This is a genomic window from Trueperella sp. HMSC08B05 (assembly GCF_001808405.1).
In the GTDB taxonomy this organism is placed as follows: Bacteria; Actinomycetota; Actinomycetes; order Actinomycetales; family Actinomycetaceae; genus Trueperella; species Trueperella bernardiae.
In genome coordinates this window covers 1-19645 of record NZ_KV793278.1, presented here as the reverse complement: position 1 = coordinate 19645, position 19645 = coordinate 1, and the positions used below count along the sequence as shown (strand labels likewise).

The window sequence follows — 19645 nt, the reverse complement described above, 5'->3', positions numbered from 1 at the left end:
CTTCCTTCCCGGCTTGGGGCTTTGGAAATACTCTACCTATTCCTGGGCGAGTGACCACTCGTAGTCGGGCATCTGGGCAGCGAGCTCGGCGTGGGTTCCGCGCGCGACGACGCCGACCTGGCTGCTCTCGCTACCATCGCCCCCGACGCGTCCGAGCATGATGACCTCGTCCGCGGCGTCGAGCGGGGTGAGGCGGTGGGTGACGAGCACGACGCCGCGGCGCGCGTTGCGTACGGCGAGCAGGTCGCGGATGAGCTCGTCGGCGGTGGCGGGGTCGAGGTGTTCGCCGGGTTCGTCGAGGAGCATGAAGGTGGCCGAGCCGGCGAGTGCGCGGGCGAGGAGGAGGCGGCGGCGCTCGCCGCCGGAGATGGACGTGGCGTTGGAGCCGAGCAAGGTGTCGACGCCGTCCGGCAACTGGGCGAGCCACTCGGCCAGGCCTGCCTGGGCCAGCAGATTCTCAGCTTCGTCGGGAGTGACGCTCGCGCGGGCCACGCGCAGGTTTTCGAGCACGGAGGTTTCGAAGATGTGGGCGTCCTCGGCGGTTAGCGACAGCTGGGCGGAGATCTCGGTGCGGTCGATGCGCCAGGCGTCGCGCCCGGAAAGTGTGACCGCGCCGCCCTGCGGGGCGAGCATGCCGGCTAGCGTGTAGAGGAGCGTGGACTTGCCGATCCCGGAGGGGCCGACGATCGCGATGGTCTTGCCCGGGGTGAGCTCGAGATCGATCGGCCCGGCGATGGTGGGCCCGCCTGGCCAGCCGATGCGCAGGCCGCGGGCGATGAGCCCCGAGCCGTCGCCTGGCCGCTCGTCGGGTTCGGGCTTGGCGTGGGATTCGGCGGCGTCCAGCAGGTCGACGATCCGTTTCGCCGCCGACGCCGATCGCACCAGTTGTGTGGCGGCATCCCCAAGCCGGGCGGTCGCCTCGAAGGCGGACAGCGGCACGAGCGTGCAGACCACCAGCTCGATTCCGGTCAGGTCGCCGGCCGCCATCTGGAACGTGCCGACGAGGAGGGCGGCGACGACTGCGAGGCCCATGGCGAGCGTGTCGAGCGCATGGGAGAGGGCTGCTGGGCGGGCAGAGGAGTCGCGGTGGGAGGCGATGCGAGCCTCAGTTTGGGCCAGCTGTTCCTCCATCTGGGCCATGCGCCCGGAAATGCGCAGGTCGGAGGCCGATTCGAGCATGGTGAGAGCCTGGGCGTTGAGCTCGGCGCGGTGGCGGATCTGCGCCTCCTGGTCCGCGCGGGCGCCGCGGGCCGCAATCGAGGGGGCCACAACGCCGGAGAGCAGCAGGCAGGCGAGCAGGACGAGCGCGATGAGCGGGGAGAGGAAGCCGACAATCGCCAATGACAGCACGGAGACGACGATCGCCACCGCCGCCGGCAGCATCGACTTGATGACCACGTTGCCGATCTCGTCCACGTCCGCACCCGTGCGGGCCAGCAGGTCGCCGCGCTTGACGGAGGTGACCACGTCGGTGGTCGAGCCTGCCATCGTCGAATACACGCGCGAGCGCAGGTTCGCCATGCCGTAGAGGGCCACCCAGTGGGAGGCGATGCGCTCGAGGTAGCGGAAGATCGCCTTGCCCACGCCGAATAGGCGCACGGCCGTAGACGCCACCGACAGGTCGAGCACCGGGGGCAGTTCGGCCGCGCGGGCGATGAGCCACGCCGACGTGGCGCCAAGCGACACGCCCGAGCCGATCGCGCCTGAACCCGCGGCAACGGACCATGCGAAGGTCTTCTTGTTGTAGTCGAGCATGCCGATCGCGCGGCGAAGCGCCTTGCGCTCATCCCTATCGATCATCGCTGGCCTCCTTCTGCGGCGTTCGCGGGGTGCTGTCCGACCCCGCGGCGGTGGAGCCCGCGCCGGGCGCGCCGGTACTCGTGCGGTGGCCGGAGGGATCGGCGTCGCGCCAATGGCGCGGGATGGCGTAGTCGGCTCGTTGAGCTCGGACGTACGCGGCGTACTCGGCCGACTCGCGCAGGGCGGCGGACTCGCGGACTTCGGCGCTGATGTCGCGCGTGGAGGCGACGACGTCGATCACGTGGTCGGCCAGCTCGGTGATGGCCTGGCGGTGGGCGATGACAATAACGGTGTGCCCGGCGGCCTTGAGGGAGGTGACGACGTTTGAGACGTATTCCTCGCTCATCGCGTCGAGGTGGGCGGAGGGCTCGTCGAGAATGATGATCTTGCGCGAGGAGGTCAGCGCCCGGGTGAGGGCCAGGCGCTGGCGCTGGCCCACCGACAGGCCGGTGCCGCCGTGTCCCAGGACTGTCTGCCAGCCGCCCGAGAGTGTGGCGACGACGTCGTCGAAACCGGTAAGCGTTGCGGCCTCGGTGGCGATCCCGCCCACGTTCTCAGCCACGGTGCCGGGCACGATGACGGGACGCTGGGGCACCCAGGAGATGTGGGCCCACCAGGCTTCGCGGTCGATGTCGGAAAGCGGCGTGCCACCCACGGTGACGCGGCCGGCGTCGGGAGAAAGCAGGCCGAGAAGGACGTTCACGGCCGTCGTCTTACCCGAACCTGAGGGACCGCGCAGCACCGTGATCTCGCCGGGCTGGATCGTGCAGCTGAGCTCTGCCGGCGCCACGGTGGCGCGGCCGGGGGCGAAGACGGAGACGCCCTCGAAGCGGATCTCGGCCCTCTCGAGGTCGGGCACGGGCGAGGTGCCGGCGTGCTCAGAAAGCGGCAGGTCGAGGATCGTGAACGCGCCTTCGGCAGCGGTCACGCCGTTGGCCGAGGCGTGGAACTGGGTGCCCACCTCACGTAGGGGCTTGAGGATTTCCGGGGTGAGCATGATCGCGATGAGGCCAATCTGGAGCGGCACCGAGCCGTCTACCATCCGCAGGCCGATGTTGACGGCCACGAGCGCGGTGGTGAGCGTGGTGAGGAACTCGAGGGCGGCGCCGGAGAGGAAGGCCACGTACAGGGTCTGCATCGTCTTTTCAGCGAAGCGGTTGCCGAGCGACTTCACGCGCTTTTCCGGCCCGTGCTCGCGGCCGAGGCCCTTGATTGTGGCCAAGCCAGCGAGGAGGTCGAGCAGCTGGGAGGACAGGTCCTGCATGGCGGCCAGGCGCTCGTTCGAATAGCGCGAGGTCATCTTGCCGATGAGGATCATGAAGACCGGCACCAGCGGAATGCAAAAGACCACGAAGAGGGCCGAGATCCAGTCGAAGTAGAACAGGAGGACAATGAGCGCCGGCATGGCCGTGACTGACAGAAAGAGCTGGGGGAGGAACTGGACGAAGTAGGCCTCCAGGTCGTCCAGGCCGCGCGTGACCAGCGTGACCGTGTCTGTGGTGTTGCCGCTGAGCCACCTGTCCCCAAGGGAGGCCGCCTTACGTAGCACCTTCCCACGCAGGTCCGCGATCACGTTCACGGCCGAGCGGTGCCCGTACGCGTCACGCACGTACGCCAGCGTGAAGCGCGCCACGACGACGACGCCGAGCCACGCCACCCGCCCCAGCACGCCGGCGGGGGTAGCCGTCCCGTAGAACACGGGGGAGACGGCGTAGGCGATGAGCACGATCTGGGCCGCGATGAGGGCCGCGTCGATCACGCCGAGGGCCACGAGGAAGGCGATGTACCTCTTGGTCTGGCCGGCGTAGGTGAGCAGGCGTGGGTCGAGTGGTTTCACGGAACCTCCATTTCAGATCAAGTCTAGATTCTGTGCCGGGCTAATGCGAAAGCTGGTGCGCGCCTGCCGTTGCGGTGAAGGTGGGCCGGGCGGGTGCAGATACGGCGAGGGGGCGTGCGATCATCGCACGCCCCCTCGCCGGTGGCAGCTTAGGCGTTGGCGAAAGCACGCTCCTTCTTCGGGTCAAGACCCGCGGGCTCGTCGGAGATGTGCTCCACTCCGAGGCGGCCTGCGAAGGACTTGTACGACCAGGCGGTGTAGCCCAGCACGATCGGGACGAACACAATCGCCGCGATGAGCATGACCGTCTGAGTGGGCGAGGTGGCCGAGGCCTGGACCAGGGTCAGGTCATAGGCCGGGTCAACCGAGGACTTCAGCGCGTTGGCACCGAACGTGGAGAACACCCACACCACCGCGAAGGCCAGGCCGGCGAAGGAGAAGAGGAACGCCTGGACGTCCTTGCCCTTCTGGATCACCAGCGTGGAGGCGATGAGCGCAACTGCGGCCAGCACCAGCGGGATGAAGCCCCATGCCTGCCCGCGGTAGGCGAACTGGCCCCAGACCGCCCAGATGGCTGTCAGGCCCGTGGAGGCCAGCGACAGCTTCTTGGCCAGCGCGATCGCGCGCTCGGAGAAGTCACCCTTGGTCTTGATTGCCAGCCACAGCGCGCCGTGCGTGAGGAAGAGCAGAACGAAGACCACGCCACCCACCAGGGTGAAGGGGGTGAACAGGGAGACGAATCCGCCGGTGAGGAAGTGGCGGTCGCCAGCGGCGAGGGCGGCGTCGATCGCGGCCGGATCGGCCGGGACGAACTGGCCACCGAGCTCGGTGTAGTGGCCCACCTGGATCTTCGTGCCCTGCACGAGGTTGGCGAAGGCCACGCCCCAGATCAGGGTGACCACCCAGGCCACGCCCAGGTGGAGGTTATCCCACAGGTTGCGCCAGGAATCGGAGTTGATCTTCCCGCGCCACTCGATGGCCGAGATGCGGATGATGAGGCAGATGAGGATGGCCACGAGGGCCAGGTACATGCCGGAGAACATCGTGGCGTACCACTCGGGGAACGCGGCGAAGGTGGCGCCGCCGGCGGTGAGAAGAAAGACCTCGTTGCCGTCCCAGTGGGGGCCGATGGTGTTGAGGGCGAGGCGGCGCTCCTTTTCGTTGCGGGGCAGGATCTTCAAAAGCATGCCCGTGCCGAAGCCGAAGCCTTCGAGCGTGAGGTAGCCGATCCAGAGAACCGCGAGGAGTGCGAACCAGATAATCTGCAGTGCTGAAAGTTCCACAGTTCCTCCTTAGTAAGCGAAGCTGAGCTTCGTGTCCTCGGTGACGCCCGTGGTGTGGGCCTGCTCGAGGAGAAGCTTGTCCGCCGGGTTGATGCCCTCGCGAACGTAACGGACGATGAGCTTGTACCACACCACGCCGAGTACGGCGTAGAGCAGCGTGAAGATGATCAGCGACGCCAGGACCTCGCCAGACAGGACGTTCTGTGACACGCCGTCCTGCGTGAGCAGGTGCATCATCTCCGACGGGGCGAGGTTGCCTTCGCGCTCGAAGTTGGGGTAGACCACCCACGGCTGACGGCCCATCTCGGTGAGCAGCCAGCCGAACGTGGAGGCGAGGTAGGGCAGCGGGATCGTCCACACGAACAGCTTCGCGATCGCTGGGCTGGTGATCATCTTGTCCTTACGCAGGAGGAACAGGCCCAGGAGCGACAAGCCGAAGGAGGCAAATCCGAGGCCCATCATCGCGCGGAAGGAGTAGAAGGAGACGAACTCGTTCGGGATGTAGTTCACGTCCGTGCCGTAGATATCTCCAAAGGCCTCGGTGAAGGTCTGCTGGATCTCATCCGTGCCGATCAGCTTGGATTCGGGGCCGGAGAAGTGGTTGGTAACCATGAAGGACTCAAGGCCGGGAAGGATCGGCAGGGAGATGATCGTGTCCTCGTTCGCCTCGGTGCCGAGCATGGCGAGCGCCAGGTCGTGCTGTTCGCCCGTCTCGTAGATGCCCATGGCGGCGATCATCTTGGTGGGCTGGACCTCGTAGATGTGCTGGCCCATGAAGTGGCCAGAGCCGATCGCGAGGATGCCGGCAAGCGCCAAGGTCTTGAGGCCGAACTGAGCGGCCGGCTTCCAGAACTCGCGGGCCTCGACCTCGTTGTTGGTGCGCAGCGCGCGCACGATCCACCAGATCGACACGCCCGAGATCATCGCGCCGGCCACCATGAGGGAAGCGGAGATCGTGTGCAAGAGCGCGTAGAGCGTGGTGGGGGAGAAGATTACTTCGAGGAAGCCCGACATGCCGTCAAGTTCGGCGCGTCCGGTTTCCGGGTTGAACACGGCGCCCGTGGGGTTCTGCATGAAGGAGTTCGCCGCGAGGATGAAGAATGCGGAGATGTTCGTGCCAAGTGCCACCATCCAGATGGCCACCGTGTGTGCCTTGGGGGAGATGCGGCCGCGGCCGAAGATCCACACGCCGAGGAAGACGGACTCCAGGAAGAAGGCCAGCAGGGCCTCGAACGCGAGCGGCGCGCCGAAGATGTCACCCACGTAGCGCGAGTACTCCGACCAGGTCAGTCCGAACTGGAACTCCTGGACGATGCCCGTGGCTACGCCGAGCGCGAAGTTAATAAGGAGGAGCTTGCCGAAGAATTCGGACATGCGCAGGTACTTCGTGTCACCGCTGCGCAGCCACCTGGTCTGCATGATTGCCACGAGTGGCGAGAGCCCGATCGTGAGAGGTACCAGGATGAAGTGGTACACGGTCGTGATCGCGAACTGCCACCGTGAAAGGTCTAAGACATCCACCGAAGTCGCCTTTCTTTGCCGGGCCGTGCTAGCCCTGTGTGTTCGATGCTGTGGGCGAACATCGCTGCAGGCCCACGCGTGTTCCCTGAGTTTATCGCACACCTCCACACAAATGCGTCGCAAACTCGGAATGGATCCAAAGTGCTTGGCGAAATCGCTTGTGCCGCTTGCGGGCGGGCCTTTCGCCTTAGGACGTTCGTCCCGAACCGTCGTCGTTGGACGCTCACCAGATCGCAGCTCAGCACAAGCGCACAAGAAATGTGTAACAATAGGAGCGGATCGGGTGTGTATCCACCCGAAGAGCGAGCTTCGTGCGCCGCAGTTGCGTGCAGCCGGGCGAGCTCGTCAGATAAGCTTCCGCGGCCCTCGCCGCGACCAGACTCCATAAGGCGTGGATGCACACGGCCTTGCTAGGAGATACCTATGGCAGACGATGCCAACGAACGCGCAAACGTTGCGCCCATGACCACCCTCCTTTTCCAGGAGCCCGACATGACCCGGGCCGTCCGTTCTCGCCGCCGCCGCGACGACGACGCCGAAGCACCGGCCGCGCATTCGGGCGCGGAGGCGAACTCGGACAGCTCAGAGGAGTCCACGAAGAGCCGCAGCCGGCGTGGCCGCCGCGGCGGGCGCAAGTCGGCGGACGAGGCGCAGGCTGGCAACGAGTCGGCTGAGAAGTCGGCCGAGAAGTCGCAGGAGACGGGCGAGGAGGCGCCGCCGAAGCGCTCGCGCCGCCAGAAGTCCGACGGCAACGCCAAGGCCAACCAGCGAAGCGCCAAGGATAAGGACAAGGACGAGGCCGAGCAGCCCAAGGAGGCCGCCGCCGAATCTGACGCTGAGGATGCCGAGGAGGAGTCGGAGTCGTCGACAACCGTGCGCCGGCGCCGTCGTCGGCGCAGCACCGAGGAGGCCGACGACGGGGTGACCGCCCCGAAGGGTTCCACCCGCCTGGAGGCGAAGAAGCGCCGCCGGAAGGAGGGGCGCCGGGCAGGGCGTCGTCGGACGTCGATCTCGGAGTCGGAGTACCTGGCGCGCCGCGAGGCGGTAGACCGGACGATGCTCGTGCGCGAGCAGGACGGCCTCAACCAGATCGCGGTGCTGGAGGACGGGGTGCTGGTCGAGCACTACGTGGCACGCCACACGCAGACCTCGATGGTCGGCAACGTCTACCTTGGCCGCGTGCAGAACGTACTGCCCTCGATGGAGGCCGCGTTCGTTGACATCGGCAAGGGCCGCAACGCCGTGCTTTATGCGGGCGAGGTCAACTGGGACGCCGTGGGTATGAACGGCAAGCCGCGCAAGATCGAGGACGCGCTTAAGAGCGGCGACACGGTGCTCGTGCAGGTCACGAAGGACCCGATCGGCCACAAGGGCGCGCGCCTGACCGGCCAGATCACGCTGGCCGGACGCCACCTCGTGCTCGTGCCGGACGGGTCGATGACCGGCATCTCACGCAAGCTGCCGGAGAAGGAGCGCACGCGCCTGAAGGACATCCTCAAGCGCGTGGTGCCCGCCGAGCACGGCGTCATCGTCCGCACGGCCGCCGAGGGCGCTACCGAGGAGCAGATCCAGAGCGACGTCGACCGGCTGGTCAAGGCCTGGGCGGACATTCAGGCCAAGTCCAAGTCCGCGAAGAACGCCCCCTCCATGCTCAAGAGCGAGCCGGAGCTGGCCGTGCGCGTGGTGCGTGACATCTTTAATGAGGACTTCAAGGAGCTCAAGGTTTCGGGTGATGAGGCGTGGCAGACGATCCACGACTACGTGGCCGAGCTGTCGCCGGAGCTGGTGGACCGCCTCGAGCACTGGACGAGTGAGAAGGACATTTTTGCAGCCTCCCGCGTGGACGAGCAGCTGTCCAAGGCATTCGACCGCAAGGTTTTCCTGCCGTCGGGCGGGTCTCTCATCATTGAGCGTACGGAGGCCATGACGGTGATCGACGTCAACACCGGAAAGTTCACCGGCGCGGGCGGCTCGCTCGAAGAGACAGTGACGCGCAACAACCTCGAGGCCGCGGAGGAGATCGTGCGCCAGCTGCGCCTGCGTGACATCGGCGGCATCATCGTCATCGACTTCATCGACATGGTCCTCGAAGAGAATCGCGACCTGGTGCTACGCCGCCTGGTGGAGTGCCTGGGGCGCGACCGCACCCGCCACCAGGTGGCCGAGGTGACCTCGCTCGGGCTCGTGCAGATGACCCGCAAGCGCGTGGGTCAGGGCCTCGTGGAGGCCTTTTCCACCACGTGCGAGTGCTGCGACGGGCGCGGGTACATCACCCATGAGCACCCCGTCGAGCGCGGCGAGACCGAGGCTCAGAACCCCCGGACGACCCCGCGCCGCCAGCAGCAGCCGGCCGCGCCGGTTGCCGCGGAGGAAGACCCGAAGCACGACGAGGTCCGCGCGGCACTTGCCAACATCGCGGCCGCTGCGTCGTCCAAGCACGAGTCGGAGGAGGCCCCAGCCGAACAGGCGGGGGAGTCTGAGGACAAGTCGAAGAGCTCGCGTCGCAGCTCCGGCCGACGCCGGTCGGGCGGCTCGCGTGGGAAGACGGTTGAGAAGACGGCCGGCGAAGTGGCGGCGGCCGAGAAGTCGGGCGGCGAGAAGGCGGAGGCAGCGGCTGAGAAGCCCGCGGCCAAGGCTGCGCGGCCCGCGCGGAAGGCGCCCGCAAAGACTGAGACCAAGGCTGATGCGCCGGCAGAAACCGGAGCCGAGGCCGAGCCGAAGAGGCAGAGGCGCCGCAGGGTGTCGTCGTCGGGAACGATCACGCCGGGCTCGAACACGGCGGCGATCATGACGTTCCCCGCCAAGGGTGAGGCGGAGAAGTAGGTTCGGCGGGCGTGACACGCCACGGGAATGTGGTGATCGTCGCGCCCGGCGGACTTGTTCCGGCTTGGGCTTGCCAGTAAACTTGTAACTCGGCGCATTGAGCGCACCAATTTTTCAAGAGCACGGAGACGTGCACCAATCGACAGAGATGAGCTGAACGTGGTTTACGCGATTGTGAAGACAGGCGGCCGCCAGGAGAAGGTGTCCGTCGGGTCCATCGTGGTTACGAACAGGATTGACGGCGAAGCTGGCGACAAGGTCGAGCTTGAGCCGATCATGCTCGTCGACGGTGACAAGATCACCACCGCTGCCGATGGCATTTCCGCCAAGGTGACCGCCGAAATCGTTCGTGACGAGAAGGGCCCGAAGATTTCGATCGTCAAGTACAAGAACAAGACGGGTTACCGTAAGCGTCAGGGTCACCGCCAGCCGCTGACCCGCCTCAAGGTCCTTGAGATCGCTTAGATTCGGCACCAGGTACGAGCTTTTAGAAAGGTCTAGAGATGGCAACTAAGAAGGGCGCGAGTTCTACTAAGAACGGTCGCGATTCCAATGCGCAGCGACTCGGCATCAAGCGCTTCGGCGGTCAGGCCGTGAACGCGGGCGAGATCCTCGTGCGCCAGCGCGGTACCAAGTACCACCCGGGTGCCAACGTCGGCCGCGGTAAGGACGACACCCTGTTCGCGCTCGAGTCGGGCGTTGTCGAGTTCGGTGTCAAGCGCAACCGCAAGACGGTCAGCGTGATGGCGCAGGCGTAAGCGCAAGTTTTTAGAATTGGGGTGGAGGGCCTAGCCTTCCACCCCTTTCTGCAGTTTTTTGGCAGTTGGAGGCGGGATTCATGGCAAGTTTTGTGGACCGAGTGACCCTGCATATTACGGCGGGTAAGGGCGGCAACGGCGCGACGTCGGTGCGCCGGGAGAAGTTCAAGCCGCTGGGCGGGCCCGACGGGGCGAACGGCGGGCACGGCGGCGACGTGATCCTGCGCGTGTCCGCCCAGGAATCCACCCTGCTGTTGCTGCATCATTCCCCGCATCTTAAGGCTGAAAACGGCAAGCCTGGCGAGGGCGACATGCGCCACGGCAAGCGCGGGGAGGACCTTGTGGTGGCGGTTCCGTCCGGCACGGTTGTCAAGGACGAAGATGGCAACATCCTGGCTGACCTCGTGGGGGAGGGCGAGGAGTTCCTGGCCGCGTTGGGTGGCTACGGCGGGCTTGGCAACGCCGCGCTGGCGTCCCCGAAGAGGAAGGCGCCCGGGTTTGCGCTGCTGGGCGAGGATGGGGAGGAGCGCACGCTCATCCTTGAGCTGAAGTCGGTGGCGGATGTGGCGCTGGTGGGTTTTCCGTCGGCTGGAAAATCGTCGCTCATTGCGGCGATGTCGGCCGCGCGACCGAAGATCGCCGACTACCCGTTCACCACGCTGGTGCCGAACCTGGGCGTGGTGCAGGCCGGCGACGTGCGGTTCACGATGGCCGACGTGCCTGGGCTGATTCCCGGTGCTTCCGAGGGCAAGGGGCTTGGGCACGAGTTTCTGCGGCATATCGAGCGGTGTGCGGTCATCGCGCACGTCATTGACTGCGCGGCGTTGGAGAGCGACCGTGATCCGATCTGCGATCTGGACGTGATCGAGGCTGAGCTCGCCGCCTATGCGGACCAGATCCCGCCCATGGAAGACCGTGTGCCGCTTATGGAGCGCCCGCGCGTAGTGGTGCTGAACAAGGTAGATATGCCCGATGCGGCCGACATGGCCGACTTCGTGCGGGCCGACCTGGAGGGGCGCGGGCTGCGCGTCTTCGAAGTGTCGGCGCTGGCGCGGCGTGGGCTACGAGAGCTGGGCTTCGCGCTGGCCTCGATCGTGGAGGAGATCCGCGCGGCCGACATCGTGCCGCAGGCCAGGCCGATCATCCGCCCTGTGGCGCAGGACGAGGGCGGGTTCACCATCACCGCACACACCAAGGGCGGGCGGCCGTTCTACCAGATCCGGGGCCGCAAGCCGGAGCGGTGGGTCAACCAGACCGACTTCTCCAACGACGAGGCCGTGGGATACCTCGCCGACCGCCTCAACCTGCTCGGGGTGGAGAAGGAGCTCATGAAGATGGGCGCCAAGGAAGGCGACACGGTGGTGATTGGGCCGGTGGACGGCGGAGTCATCTTCGACTGGGAGCCCACGATTTCCACGGGTGCCGAGTTGCTCTCGCCGCGCGGTACGGACGCCCGGCTCGAGCAGAACACGCGCGCCACGCGGCGCGAGCGCAAGGCGGCCTTCCACGAGCGGATGGACGCCAAGGAGGCGGCCCGCCAGGAGCTGTGGATGGACCGCGAGAGCGGGATGTGGACGGACCCGGGCCAGGAGTAGGGCCAGCCGGGCTCCGGCGGCTGCCAGTACCCTGGGGTCCGCCGGCACAACTCGTGAACGTGAGGTCGACCGGGTGCCTATAGCAATCGTCAACCGGTATTTTCACGACTTCTGTCGGAGGAGCGGCTTAGCCGGCCGGCTGCATTATTATGCGGCGGCCAATCGCGCAACGCGTAGAAATAGTGAAGCCTCACGCGAGGAGTGCGCGTATTTTTTGACGCGTTTCTTGGGAAAGAGGTCCCGGCAGGGCGCCCTCAGTGCTCGCGCGAGACAGGCGCGTGGTGCCCAATGTCACAAACGAGCCGCGCACCAGCGTTTTTCGCTGAAATCTCGCGGTTTTCTTCTGTCCAGATAGTGAGCTGTGGGAGCTCAGCCGGCGGTATTGGCGCTGTTTGCTTGCTGCTCAATTGACCACGCCTAACCTACGGGGTAGTTTCAGAGTAACCACTTGAATACTCATTCAACACAAGCGGATGAATAATCATTCATGGTTGTCAGATTAGCTTCGGCTCTATGTGCGCCCGTACATGAAAGGAATGACGATGATCGCTCGAGACATTACTGCCATCCATTCCCACGTAATTATTGCGCACCACCTTATGTTCAAGTTCGCCTGGCGAATGCACTGATACACAAGAATCCACGAAAAATCTGTAGTTGACCGCAGGAGCGGTCTATTTAAGGAACATAAGAATGACTGTCGAAATCTCTGTCCCTAGCCAAGTCTCAAATCCCGCACCCGTCGACATCGATGCCACTGGCCCCGGCACCCTCGCCACCACGTGGATTGGCGTGGATCTGTCGCTGCTCGGCGCGAGTGTCCCGGTCGGCTTCGACGACTGCATCGATTACCTGAACTTCCCCCGCCTCGCTGCGTCCGTCCGCGCCGCGCAGACCGGCGGCATCGACTTCGTTACTCTCGATTCGCGTTTCCTGACCAGCACCGACGTCGATTCGCGCGATTGTTCTCACGACGCCGTCCACGCGGCTGCTAAGCTCGCCGACGTGTCGACCGCTGGGATTTTCGCGGGGATCGAGCCGACACCTGCTGATATCGAGGTGGCCACTGCTGCGCTCGCCGCTCAGCGCGAGGGCTGGGCGGGCATCACGATGCCCCTGCACACGGACTCCGATTTCGCGGGGATTGAGAAGGCGGCCCGCAAGACGCGCCGCGCTGGCGTGAAGGTCACGGTCATCATCACGGACCCGGCTGTGTCCGCCGAGCGTGCAGCTATCGTGGCGGGGATCGCCGACGTCGTCCGGTTGCGTGTCCGCGATCCGTACGCTGCGCGTAACGCCCGTTTCGCGATCCAGGCCGCGGGCAAGGAGATCGGCAAGGATATCTTGGTGTTCATGGAGCTTGGCGTGGTGATTTCACGCTCGGTGGCGGCGGCGGAGGAGCGGGCGCTGCTGATTGAGGACATGAACGACTGCGACCTGTTCCCGGGCATCGCGTCGGTGCTCGGTACGGTCTACAACGTGGCCGACGCGATCGAATCCTATGTGGGCCTGGGCGCCGCCGATGGCGTCATCCTGGTTCCTGCCTCCCTGCCCACTGACCTGGCCTCGGTGCTCAAGGGCGTGCTGCCGCTGATTGATGCGCGCGCCAAGCTTGAGCAGCAGTAGTCAGATATTCCCCGCTTCACGTTCGACGCCGTTCTGCCAGGTGCCAGCACATTGCTCACGCGCCTGTCAGACCGGCGTCGTTAATATGAAAGCCACGGAACCTGGTGGGGGAGGCGAAGCTCCTGCTTCGCCTCCCCCACCAGGTTCCGTGGTGCATCATTGGCCCCACATACTTAGTTCTGCGCCTCCTGCTCAGCGATCTTCCGACGCACCTCATCCATGTCGAGGGCCTTGGCCTGCGTGATGAGATCTTCGAGGGCCGCCGGCGGAAGGGCGCCCGCACTTTCGTAGATGCGGATTCCGTCGCGGAAAATCATGAGAGTGGGGATCGACATGATCTGGAAGCTCTGCGCCAGCTCGCCCTCGGCCTCGGTGTCGATCTTGCCGAAGGTGATGTCGGGGTGCTGCTCGGATGCGGCCTCGAATGTGGGGCCGAACTGCTTGCACGGACCACACCACTCAGCCCAGAAGTCGAGGAGGACGGTGCCCTCGCGGACGGTATCGTTAAAGTTCTCTGCGGTCACTTCGACAGTTGCCATCGGTTTCCTTTCGTCGGGTGCGCGATGAGCACACCGGGTCGGCTATCAGCGGCTCCAACGCGTTCGCCGCAAATTTATTCCAAGGATACGGCACCCCGCCCGCGCCCGGGCTCGTTTTCCGCTCTGAGTGAGGGCGCGCCGGCCCCGCAGTCGTGACCGCGCCCGGCCGTCGGCGCCAACGCGACCCGACGCTGTCGTGAACCCGCCCGGACGCCGTCGTGAACAAGGCGAAAGTCCGCACCACCTCGACGCCCGCGGGCTGAGCTGGTTCAATTGACCTAACGGAAGGAGACGGTATGGCCGAATCGCAGAGGCTGCGTGTCGTGGAGGAGCTGCCAGATATTCCGACGCCGGCGGGGGAGCCGGGGCGTCGGCGGCGAATCGGGATCATGGGCGGCACGTTTGACCCGATTCACCACGGGCACCTCGTGGCGGCCTCGGAGGTCCAGCACTTCTATGATCTCGACGAGGTCATCTTCGTGCCCACCGGCGAACAGCCCTTCAAGAAGGACCGCAAGGTTACGCTCGCCGAACACCGCTACCTCATGACCGTGATCGCGACGGCGTCCAACCCGCGCTTTTCCGTCTCGCGTGTGGATATCGAGCGCGGCGGTGTCACCTACACGGTGGATACCCTGCGCGACCTGCAGGCTCTCCACCCCGATGCCGACCTCTACTTCATCACCGGCGCCGACGTCCTGCCCCAGATCCTCGACTGGAAAGACAACGCGGACCTGTGGGCCATGGCGCACTTCGTGGGCGTGAACCGGCCGGGGCACGTGCTGGACGTGTCGGGGTTGCCGGAGGACTCGGTGTCGCTCGTGGACATCCCAGCCATGGCCATCTCATCTACTTCTATCCGCAATCGCGCCAGCGAGGGCGTGCCCGTGTGGTATTTGGTGCCCGATGGCGTAGTGCAGTACATAAACAAGTATCATTTATATATAACGAACGAGGCCACAACGACCTCCCTCGACCCGGTGTCGATCCACGCCACCGCCGAGGGCAAGGAGGAAGAATGAGTGAGGAAACTCCACGGCTGAGTCGGCGTCAGATGCGCGAGCAGGGCCTGCTCGACGCGCCCACCGACACCCCGCCGGTTTACGACACCACGGAGCTGCGCCTTCGCCGCCCGTCGCGCAAGGAACTGCGTGAGCTGGCACAGCGCGAGGCTGGCGAGCAAGTGCCGAAGAATGTGGAGACTGGGGAGTCGGCAAATTCCGAGGATGTTGGGGAGCCTACTCAGGCGATGGAGGCCGTCAAGGCGCCGGAGCCGGTCCAGCATGAGCGCAAGTCAGTGTTTGATCGCTTCGAGGCCGCCGAGCCCGAGGAGGAGCCCGCGGCCGAAGTGGCTAAGCCGGCCGTGCCCGTGCAGGCGGCGGCCGAGGCCGAGCAGGCTGAGCCGGAGGTGGACCTGGATGACGACGAGCCCGAAGACTCCCTCCGTGACCGCTTCCTGGCGATGACCAGCCGCGGTGAGGAGGCCGGCGACGCCGCCGAGCCCGCGCACGCCACCGCCCCCGTGCCGGCCCCCGTGGCCGAGAAGACGCCCGCACCGAAGCCCGCGGTTGAGGTCGACGTCGCCGACGATCCCGCCCCCGACACCGAGGTCGAGGCCCCGCGCCGCACCTGGCTCAACTTCATCATCCTCGTCCTCATAGCCGCAATCGTCGGCTACCTCGGCGGGTCGTGGATCAACATGACCTTCCTGTCGGAGCCGATGCCCGGCGTCGTGAACGATTTTTCTGCCCTGCTGTTGTAACTGAAAGGACACCGTGACAGCTACACCGGAAACGATCGAACAGACCATCGCGGCGGCGCGCGCCGCCTCAGCTGGGAAGGCGACGTCGATCACCGCGATCGACGTGTCCCAGCGGCTTGTGATCACGGACGTGTTCCTGGTTGTCTCCGGCTCGTCGGAGCGGCAGGTGCGCGCGCTGGTTGATGAGATCGAAGAGGGGATGTACAAAATCGGCGTGAAGCGGCTGCGCCGCGAGGGGCTGGAGGGGGAGGCTCACTGGGTCCTGCTCGACTTTGGTAATCTCATGGTGCACGTCCAGCAGGACGAGGACCGCGAGTTCTACGCGCTCGAGCGGTTGTGGGGCGACTGCCCGGTCATTGAGCTACCCGAGGACGTGACGGTGGAGGAGGGGCCGCGTTCGTCGCTGGCGGACTACTTCGCGCCGGCCGACGACGATCTTGCGGCTCGTGCCGCCCGCTCGGCTGACGATGCGGGCGACGACGAAGACGACAGCGATGCTGAAGACGGGGGCGCGCCGGCGGCCGCTGATGAGGCGTGAAGCTGAGGCTGGTTTTTTGGCGGCACGGCCAGACGGTTCAGAATGCCTCGCTGCGGATCCAGGGGTCGCAGGACTATCCGCTCAATGAGGTCGGGCACGCGCAGGCGGCCGCTGCTGCCGGTGCGCTGGCGCGAATGAAGCCCGCGCGGATTTACTCCTCGGATTTGGGGCGCGCGTTGCAAACGGCGCAGTATCTTGCGGATGTGACTGGGCTGGAGGTGCTGCCCGATGCCGGCCTGCGTGAGCGGGCCTACGGCCCATGGGAGGGGCTCAGCTCCGACGAGATCCGTGCCCGCGACCCTCAACAATGGCACGCCTGGCGCGAGGGGCGGGAACCCGAAGGAGTCGGGGTCGAGACCCGGGAGGCCTGCGGGCAGCGCGTGCACGAGGCCATCGAGCGAGCACTGGCCGACGTGATTCGGGAGCTTGGTGAGGCGCGCGTAGCTGGCGAGGGCAATGGCGCGGGTGGCGGGGTTGTTGGCGTGGTCGGCGGGGACGACGTCGTGACGATCGTGTTCGTGGCCCACGGCGGGTCGATTGCGAACGGCGTGATGAGCATGCTGGGGCAGAACCCGTCCGAGTGGGTGGGCCTGCAGGGGATGGACAACTGCCACTGGGCAGTGCTCGAGCCGAGGCCGGCGGCGAATCCGGTGTGGCGGTTGCGATCCTACAATGTGGGCGTGGAGGGCTGAGGCCCGGCGGTGGCGCCCGTGAGTCCCGCCCCGAGCGGTGGCCCATGTTAACCGCCAGGTAGTGAGCCGTTTCACCCACTGGGGGAGGTCCTGGATTGGCGCGGACGGGGAGAACTGAGTAGTATAAATCAAGTCTTGAGGGGCTATGGCGCAGTTGGTAGCGCGCTTCCATGGCATGGAAGAGGTCAGGGGTTCGAATCCCCTTAGCTCCACAGGTGGCCCGGAAACCGCGAGAAATCGAGGTTTCCGGGTTTTTCGTGCCCGCGCTTGACTAACCAGATGAGTAGCGCTGGGCCGGGCGCCGGGGGAGCATGGCACGGTCGGCTCCGGGCCGGCGGAGGGGCCGGCGAAGACGGCGAACTCGGCAACCGCGAACAACGCCAGGTAGCACCAGCGCCCACGCGGGTGGGCGCCGGCGTCCTTCTTCCCCGAGCCGTATACGTGGCGCACCTACGGCGAGCTCAACGAGCGCTTCGCGGCCGCGCATTCGGGCACGACGTACGAGCACGCCTGCGAGCTCCTAGCGGCCTCCCACCTGCGGGTGTTGGACATGATCGCTGGCTTTAGTGACGAGGAGCTGTTCACGAAGAAGTGCTTTGACTAGACGGTGTCGACGAGTTTGGGGTTCTACTTCGTGTCAGCGACCAGCTCCCAGTACGAGTGGGCGGCGAAGAAGACGCGGGCGTACATGCGGCTGCTGTAGGGACTGTGAGATTTGCTCCTAGCCATTGGTGTATGGTGTGCGCACACTGGATGTACGGACGACTCAGGGGGGCGATGATGGCAAGGAAGAGTGAGTATCAGATGACGCGGATAACTCTCGTATAGATGCTCGAACGAAGCATGAAGCGGAGAAGCTGTTCCGCTCGTTGGGCCTCGATCTGTCGACCGCGTTAAACATGTTCCTCACGCAGGCGGTGCGTGAGCAGGGCCTGCCGATTCGTCCCACGTTGAATGTCCCGAACCGCGTGACCGCCGAAGCTATTGCTCACACGGAGCGCATCCTCGCAGGGGAGATAGCCGATGACGGGGCGACGTTCGACAACGCTGCGGAGGCGATCGAATACCTTGACAACGTGAAGTGAACGAAGACGAGCTTGTTGCCGGCGCGCGGGTAGGTAGGATTGCAGAGACAAGCGAGAAGAGGTGCAAGGGTGGCTGGCAAGTCAATCAATCTGTTCCTGATGGACGGCGATCCGAACGGCCGGATCAAATGCACGCTGGCCAATTGGACGGGCGTGGCATACAAGATTCCCCGCACGATGCTGGACGAGGCGCGCAACATCGATGCACTGAAGCAAACTGGCGTGTACCTGCTCTTCGGTGCGGACCCGACCACGGACGAGCCCGTGGTCTACATCGGCCAGGCGGCCGCGCGGAAGAACGGATTGGGCATCCTCAACCGGTGGGAGGAGCACAAGCGCGACACTGATAAGGACTGGTGGAACGAGGCGGTCGCGCTCACCACGCGCGACAACTCCTTCGGGCAGACCGAGATCAGCTACCTTGAAAATCGCTTCCGCAACATGGCGCTTGAGGCGGGGCGCTATCAGGTGATGAATGGGAACGACCCGGCGCTGGGCAACATCACCGAGGAGAAGGAGAGTGAGATGGACGAGTTCATCTCCTACGCGCGTTTGATCGTCGGCACGCTTGGTTACAAGGTCTTCGAGCCGTTGCTCGCGAAGAAGCGCGTGGTCGAGGTGGTCGAGGCTCCGGAGGACGGCGGCCCGATCTTCACTTTCCGCTACGGCAAGGTGAAGGCGACTGGAACCCGCACCTCGGAGGGATTCGTTGTCATGGCCGGTAGCCACATTTCGCCGACGATGACCAAGAGCGTCCCCGGCAGCGTGGTCAAGAATCGCGAGAAGTACGCGGCCTCCATCACCGCAGACGGCGTTATCACCAAGGACCTCCTCTTCACCTCGCCGTCAGCGGCGGCGGGCTTTGTGGGCGGCGCGTCGCTGAGCGGCAACGTCACCTGGCAGTTGCCCGATGGGCGCACCCTCAAGCAGCTCGAAGCGGAGGAGTGAGCAAACCCGGTTATAGGGCGATGGTCGCCAGGTCCGAGAACGCCTTGAGATCGTCCCATGAGTCGGCGCGCTTAATGTCGTTTTCGTAGGCGGTGAGATAGCCCCGGGTCTGGCCCTCGTAGGTGTCCTCCACCACGAGCCGCCGCACGAGCGCCCCGCACGAACTCCTCGCGGCTCTCGATCTGGTCGTGGATCTTCCTCGCCGGTCTCCAGCGTGTAGCCCTGCCGGGCATCGGCGTGGGGCGGATCGCGGGGACTTTGCGGGTGTCGTGTAGCCTCTCCGTGGTAAACGTTTGGATGAGGGCTTGCAGTTTGTTGTGCGCCGAGTCGAGAGCTCTTGAAGCGTAGTGAGTTTTGTTCCTACCTGTTTTGAGAGTATTAGGAACATGGCGAAAAGGTATTCACCAGAGTTTAAGGATCGCGCGGTGTGGATGGTTGCGGATTGTCTAGGCGATGATCTGATCTGACGTGATGGTCCTTATTGGTGCGCGTTGGATTTTTCTGACGGGCACTAATCGCACAGAGTTTATGTGACCGGATATCTATAACGAAACACCTCCCAGGCATTAGCTGGGAGGTGTTTGTGTTTTGCATGAGCTAGCTGCATAAATAATGAGGAAGCTAGTTCATGTTAGCCGGGTGGGCCCGCAGATTTGCGGACCCACCCGCGCTTGCTTACACGCGGCGGCGTTTGGATACAGCCCAGATTCCCGCAGCGAGCAGGGCCACGCCCACTCCTGCCAGGCCTCCAACTGCTATACCTGTGCGAACCAATGGGGGCCGTGAAGGCGGCGGGGTGTCCTTAGTATTGGTCACCACATAACCATCGGTTGCGCTG

Annotated in this window: 17 protein-coding genes, 1 tRNA gene and 1 pseudogene; 13 read left to right on the top strand and 6 right to left on the bottom strand. The window is 65.1% G+C overall.

Annotation, left to right across the window (positions count from 1 at the left end):
* Positions 1 to 36: 36 nt before the first annotated feature.
* From cydC to HMPREF3167_RS08805, 4 genes are all read right to left on the bottom strand, one after another.
* Positions 37 to 1800, bottom strand: coding sequence for a thiol reductant ABC exporter subunit CydC (cydC, locus tag HMPREF3167_RS08820; RefSeq protein WP_070446507.1), 1764 nt, complete (start codon positions 1798 to 1800; stop codon positions 37 to 39).
* Positions 1790 to 3637 (bottom strand): thiol reductant ABC exporter subunit CydD, encoded by a 1848-nt coding sequence (gene cydD, locus HMPREF3167_RS08815; RefSeq protein ID WP_070446506.1) that lies wholly within the window; start codon positions 3635 to 3637, stop codon positions 1790 to 1792. Before cydD ends, cydC begins: the two co-directional genes overlap by 11 nt.
* Before the next feature lie 149 nt (positions 3638 to 3786).
* Positions 3787 to 4920: a cytochrome d ubiquinol oxidase subunit II gene (cydB, locus tag HMPREF3167_RS08810; protein ID WP_070446504.1), complete on the bottom strand. Its 1134-nt coding sequence runs from the start codon at positions 4918 to 4920 to the stop codon at positions 3787 to 3789.
* 9 nt (positions 4921 to 4929) lie between these two features.
* Positions 4930 to 6441, bottom strand: a complete 1512-nt coding sequence (locus HMPREF3167_RS08805; RefSeq protein WP_070446502.1) for a cytochrome ubiquinol oxidase subunit I — start codon at positions 6439 to 6441, stop codon at positions 4930 to 4932.
* A gap of 423 nt (positions 6442 to 6864) precedes the next feature.
* Between HMPREF3167_RS08805 and HMPREF3167_RS08800 the strand changes: the two genes are divergently transcribed.
* The 5 genes from HMPREF3167_RS08800 (at position 6865) to HMPREF3167_RS08780 (ending at position 13243) form a co-directional block, all read left to right on the top strand.
* On the top strand, positions 6865 to 9264 hold the full coding sequence (locus HMPREF3167_RS08800; RefSeq protein ID WP_070446500.1) for an Rne/Rng family ribonuclease: 2400 nt from the start codon (positions 6865 to 6867) through the stop codon (positions 9262 to 9264).
* A gap of 159 nt (positions 9265 to 9423) precedes the next feature.
* The gene (gene rplU, locus HMPREF3167_RS08795) at positions 9424 to 9729 is read left to right on the top strand and encodes a 50S ribosomal protein L21 (protein WP_062613747.1); all 306 of its coding nucleotides are present in this window, start codon (positions 9424 to 9426) and stop codon (positions 9727 to 9729) included.
* A gap of 38 nt (positions 9730 to 9767) precedes the next feature.
* Positions 9768 to 10022 (top strand): 50S ribosomal protein L27, encoded by a 255-nt coding sequence (rpmA, locus tag HMPREF3167_RS08790; protein ID WP_062613748.1) that lies wholly within the window; start codon positions 9768 to 9770, stop codon positions 10020 to 10022.
* A gap of 80 nt (positions 10023 to 10102) precedes the next feature.
* Positions 10103 to 11617 (top strand): GTPase ObgE, encoded by a 1515-nt coding sequence (gene obgE / locus HMPREF3167_RS08785; protein ID WP_070446498.1) that lies wholly within the window; start codon positions 10103 to 10105, stop codon positions 11615 to 11617.
* A gap of 693 nt (positions 11618 to 12310) precedes the next feature.
* Positions 12311 to 13243, top strand: a complete 933-nt coding sequence (locus tag HMPREF3167_RS08780; protein ID WP_070446496.1) for a hypothetical protein — start codon at positions 12311 to 12313, stop codon at positions 13241 to 13243.
* Between the two features lie 173 nt (positions 13244 to 13416).
* Here the strand turns inward: HMPREF3167_RS08780 and trxA are convergent, their stop codons facing one another.
* Complete coding sequence (gene trxA / locus HMPREF3167_RS08775; RefSeq protein WP_062613751.1) at positions 13417 to 13782, bottom strand: thioredoxin; 366 nt, start codon at positions 13780 to 13782, stop codon at positions 13417 to 13419.
* A 296-nt stretch (positions 13783 to 14078) separates the two neighbouring features.
* Between trxA and nadD the strand changes: the two genes are divergently transcribed.
* From nadD to HMPREF3167_RS08740, 8 genes and pseudogenes are all read left to right on the top strand, one after another.
* Positions 14079 to 14804, top strand: a complete 726-nt coding sequence (gene nadD / locus HMPREF3167_RS08770; protein ID WP_082661190.1) for a nicotinate-nucleotide adenylyltransferase — start codon at positions 14079 to 14081, stop codon at positions 14802 to 14804.
* Entirely contained in the window at positions 14801 to 15544 is a 744-nt protein-coding gene (locus tag HMPREF3167_RS08765) for a hypothetical protein (protein WP_143602122.1), read from the top strand. Before nadD ends, HMPREF3167_RS08765 begins: the two co-directional genes overlap by 4 nt.
* Positions 15545 to 15557: 13 nt before the next feature.
* Positions 15558 to 16082, top strand: coding sequence for a ribosome silencing factor (gene rsfS, locus HMPREF3167_RS08760; protein WP_068539132.1), 525 nt, complete (start codon positions 15558 to 15560; stop codon positions 16080 to 16082).
* Entirely contained in the window at positions 16079 to 16774 is a 696-nt protein-coding gene (locus HMPREF3167_RS08755) for a histidine phosphatase family protein (RefSeq protein ID WP_210382990.1), read from the top strand. Before rsfS ends, HMPREF3167_RS08755 begins: the two co-directional genes overlap by 4 nt.
* A gap of 139 nt (positions 16775 to 16913) precedes the next feature.
* Positions 16914 to 16986, top strand: a tRNA-Ala gene (locus tag HMPREF3167_RS08750).
* Positions 16987 to 17252: 266 nt separating this feature from the next.
* Positions 17253 to 17378, top strand: a pseudogene (locus tag HMPREF3167_RS10000) (ClbS/DfsB family four-helix bundle protein); the annotation flags it as partial.
* Between the two features lie 220 nt (positions 17379 to 17598).
* Positions 17599 to 17859, top strand: a complete 261-nt coding sequence (locus HMPREF3167_RS08745; RefSeq protein ID WP_062613754.1) for a type II toxin-antitoxin system RelB/DinJ family antitoxin — start codon at positions 17599 to 17601, stop codon at positions 17857 to 17859.
* Between the two features lie 69 nt (positions 17860 to 17928).
* Positions 17929 to 18807 (top strand): GIY-YIG nuclease family protein, encoded by an 879-nt coding sequence (locus HMPREF3167_RS08740; protein ID WP_068539130.1) that lies wholly within the window; start codon positions 17929 to 17931, stop codon positions 18805 to 18807.
* Positions 18808 to 18817: 10 nt separating this feature from the next.
* Here HMPREF3167_RS08740 and HMPREF3167_RS09900 read toward each other — a convergent pair whose 3' ends face one another.
* Positions 18818 to 18955, bottom strand: coding sequence for a hypothetical protein (locus HMPREF3167_RS09900; protein ID WP_160326876.1), 138 nt, complete (start codon positions 18953 to 18955; stop codon positions 18818 to 18820).
* Positions 18956 to 19645: the final 690 nt, after the last annotated feature.

Bases quoted from the DNA above. Each gene is read 5' to 3' on its own strand.
- cydC (WP_070446507.1), bottom strand. From the start codon at position 1,800: ATGATCGATAGGGATGAGCGCAAGGCGCTTCGCCGCGCGATCGGCATG.
- HMPREF3167_RS08800 (WP_070446500.1), top strand. From the start codon at position 6,865: ATGGCAGACGATGCCAACGAACGCGCAAACGTTGCGCCCATGACCACC.
- rpmA (WP_062613748.1), top strand. From the start codon at position 9,768: ATGGCAACTAAGAAGGGCGCGAGTTCTACTAAGAACGGTCGCGATTCC.
- obgE (WP_070446498.1), top strand. From the start codon at position 10,103: ATGGCAAGTTTTGTGGACCGAGTGACCCTGCATATTACGGCGGGTAAG.
- HMPREF3167_RS08780 (WP_070446496.1), top strand. From the start codon at position 12,311: ATGACTGTCGAAATCTCTGTCCCTAGCCAAGTCTCAAATCCCGCACCC.
- trxA (WP_062613751.1), bottom strand. From the start codon at position 13,782: ATGGCAACTGTCGAAGTGACCGCAGAGAACTTTAACGATACCGTCCGC.
- nadD (WP_082661190.1), top strand. From the start codon at position 14,079: ATGGCCGAATCGCAGAGGCTGCGTGTCGTGGAGGAGCTGCCAGATATT.
- HMPREF3167_RS08765 (WP_143602122.1), top strand. From the start codon at position 14,801: ATGAGTGAGGAAACTCCACGGCTGAGTCGGCGTCAGATGCGCGAGCAG.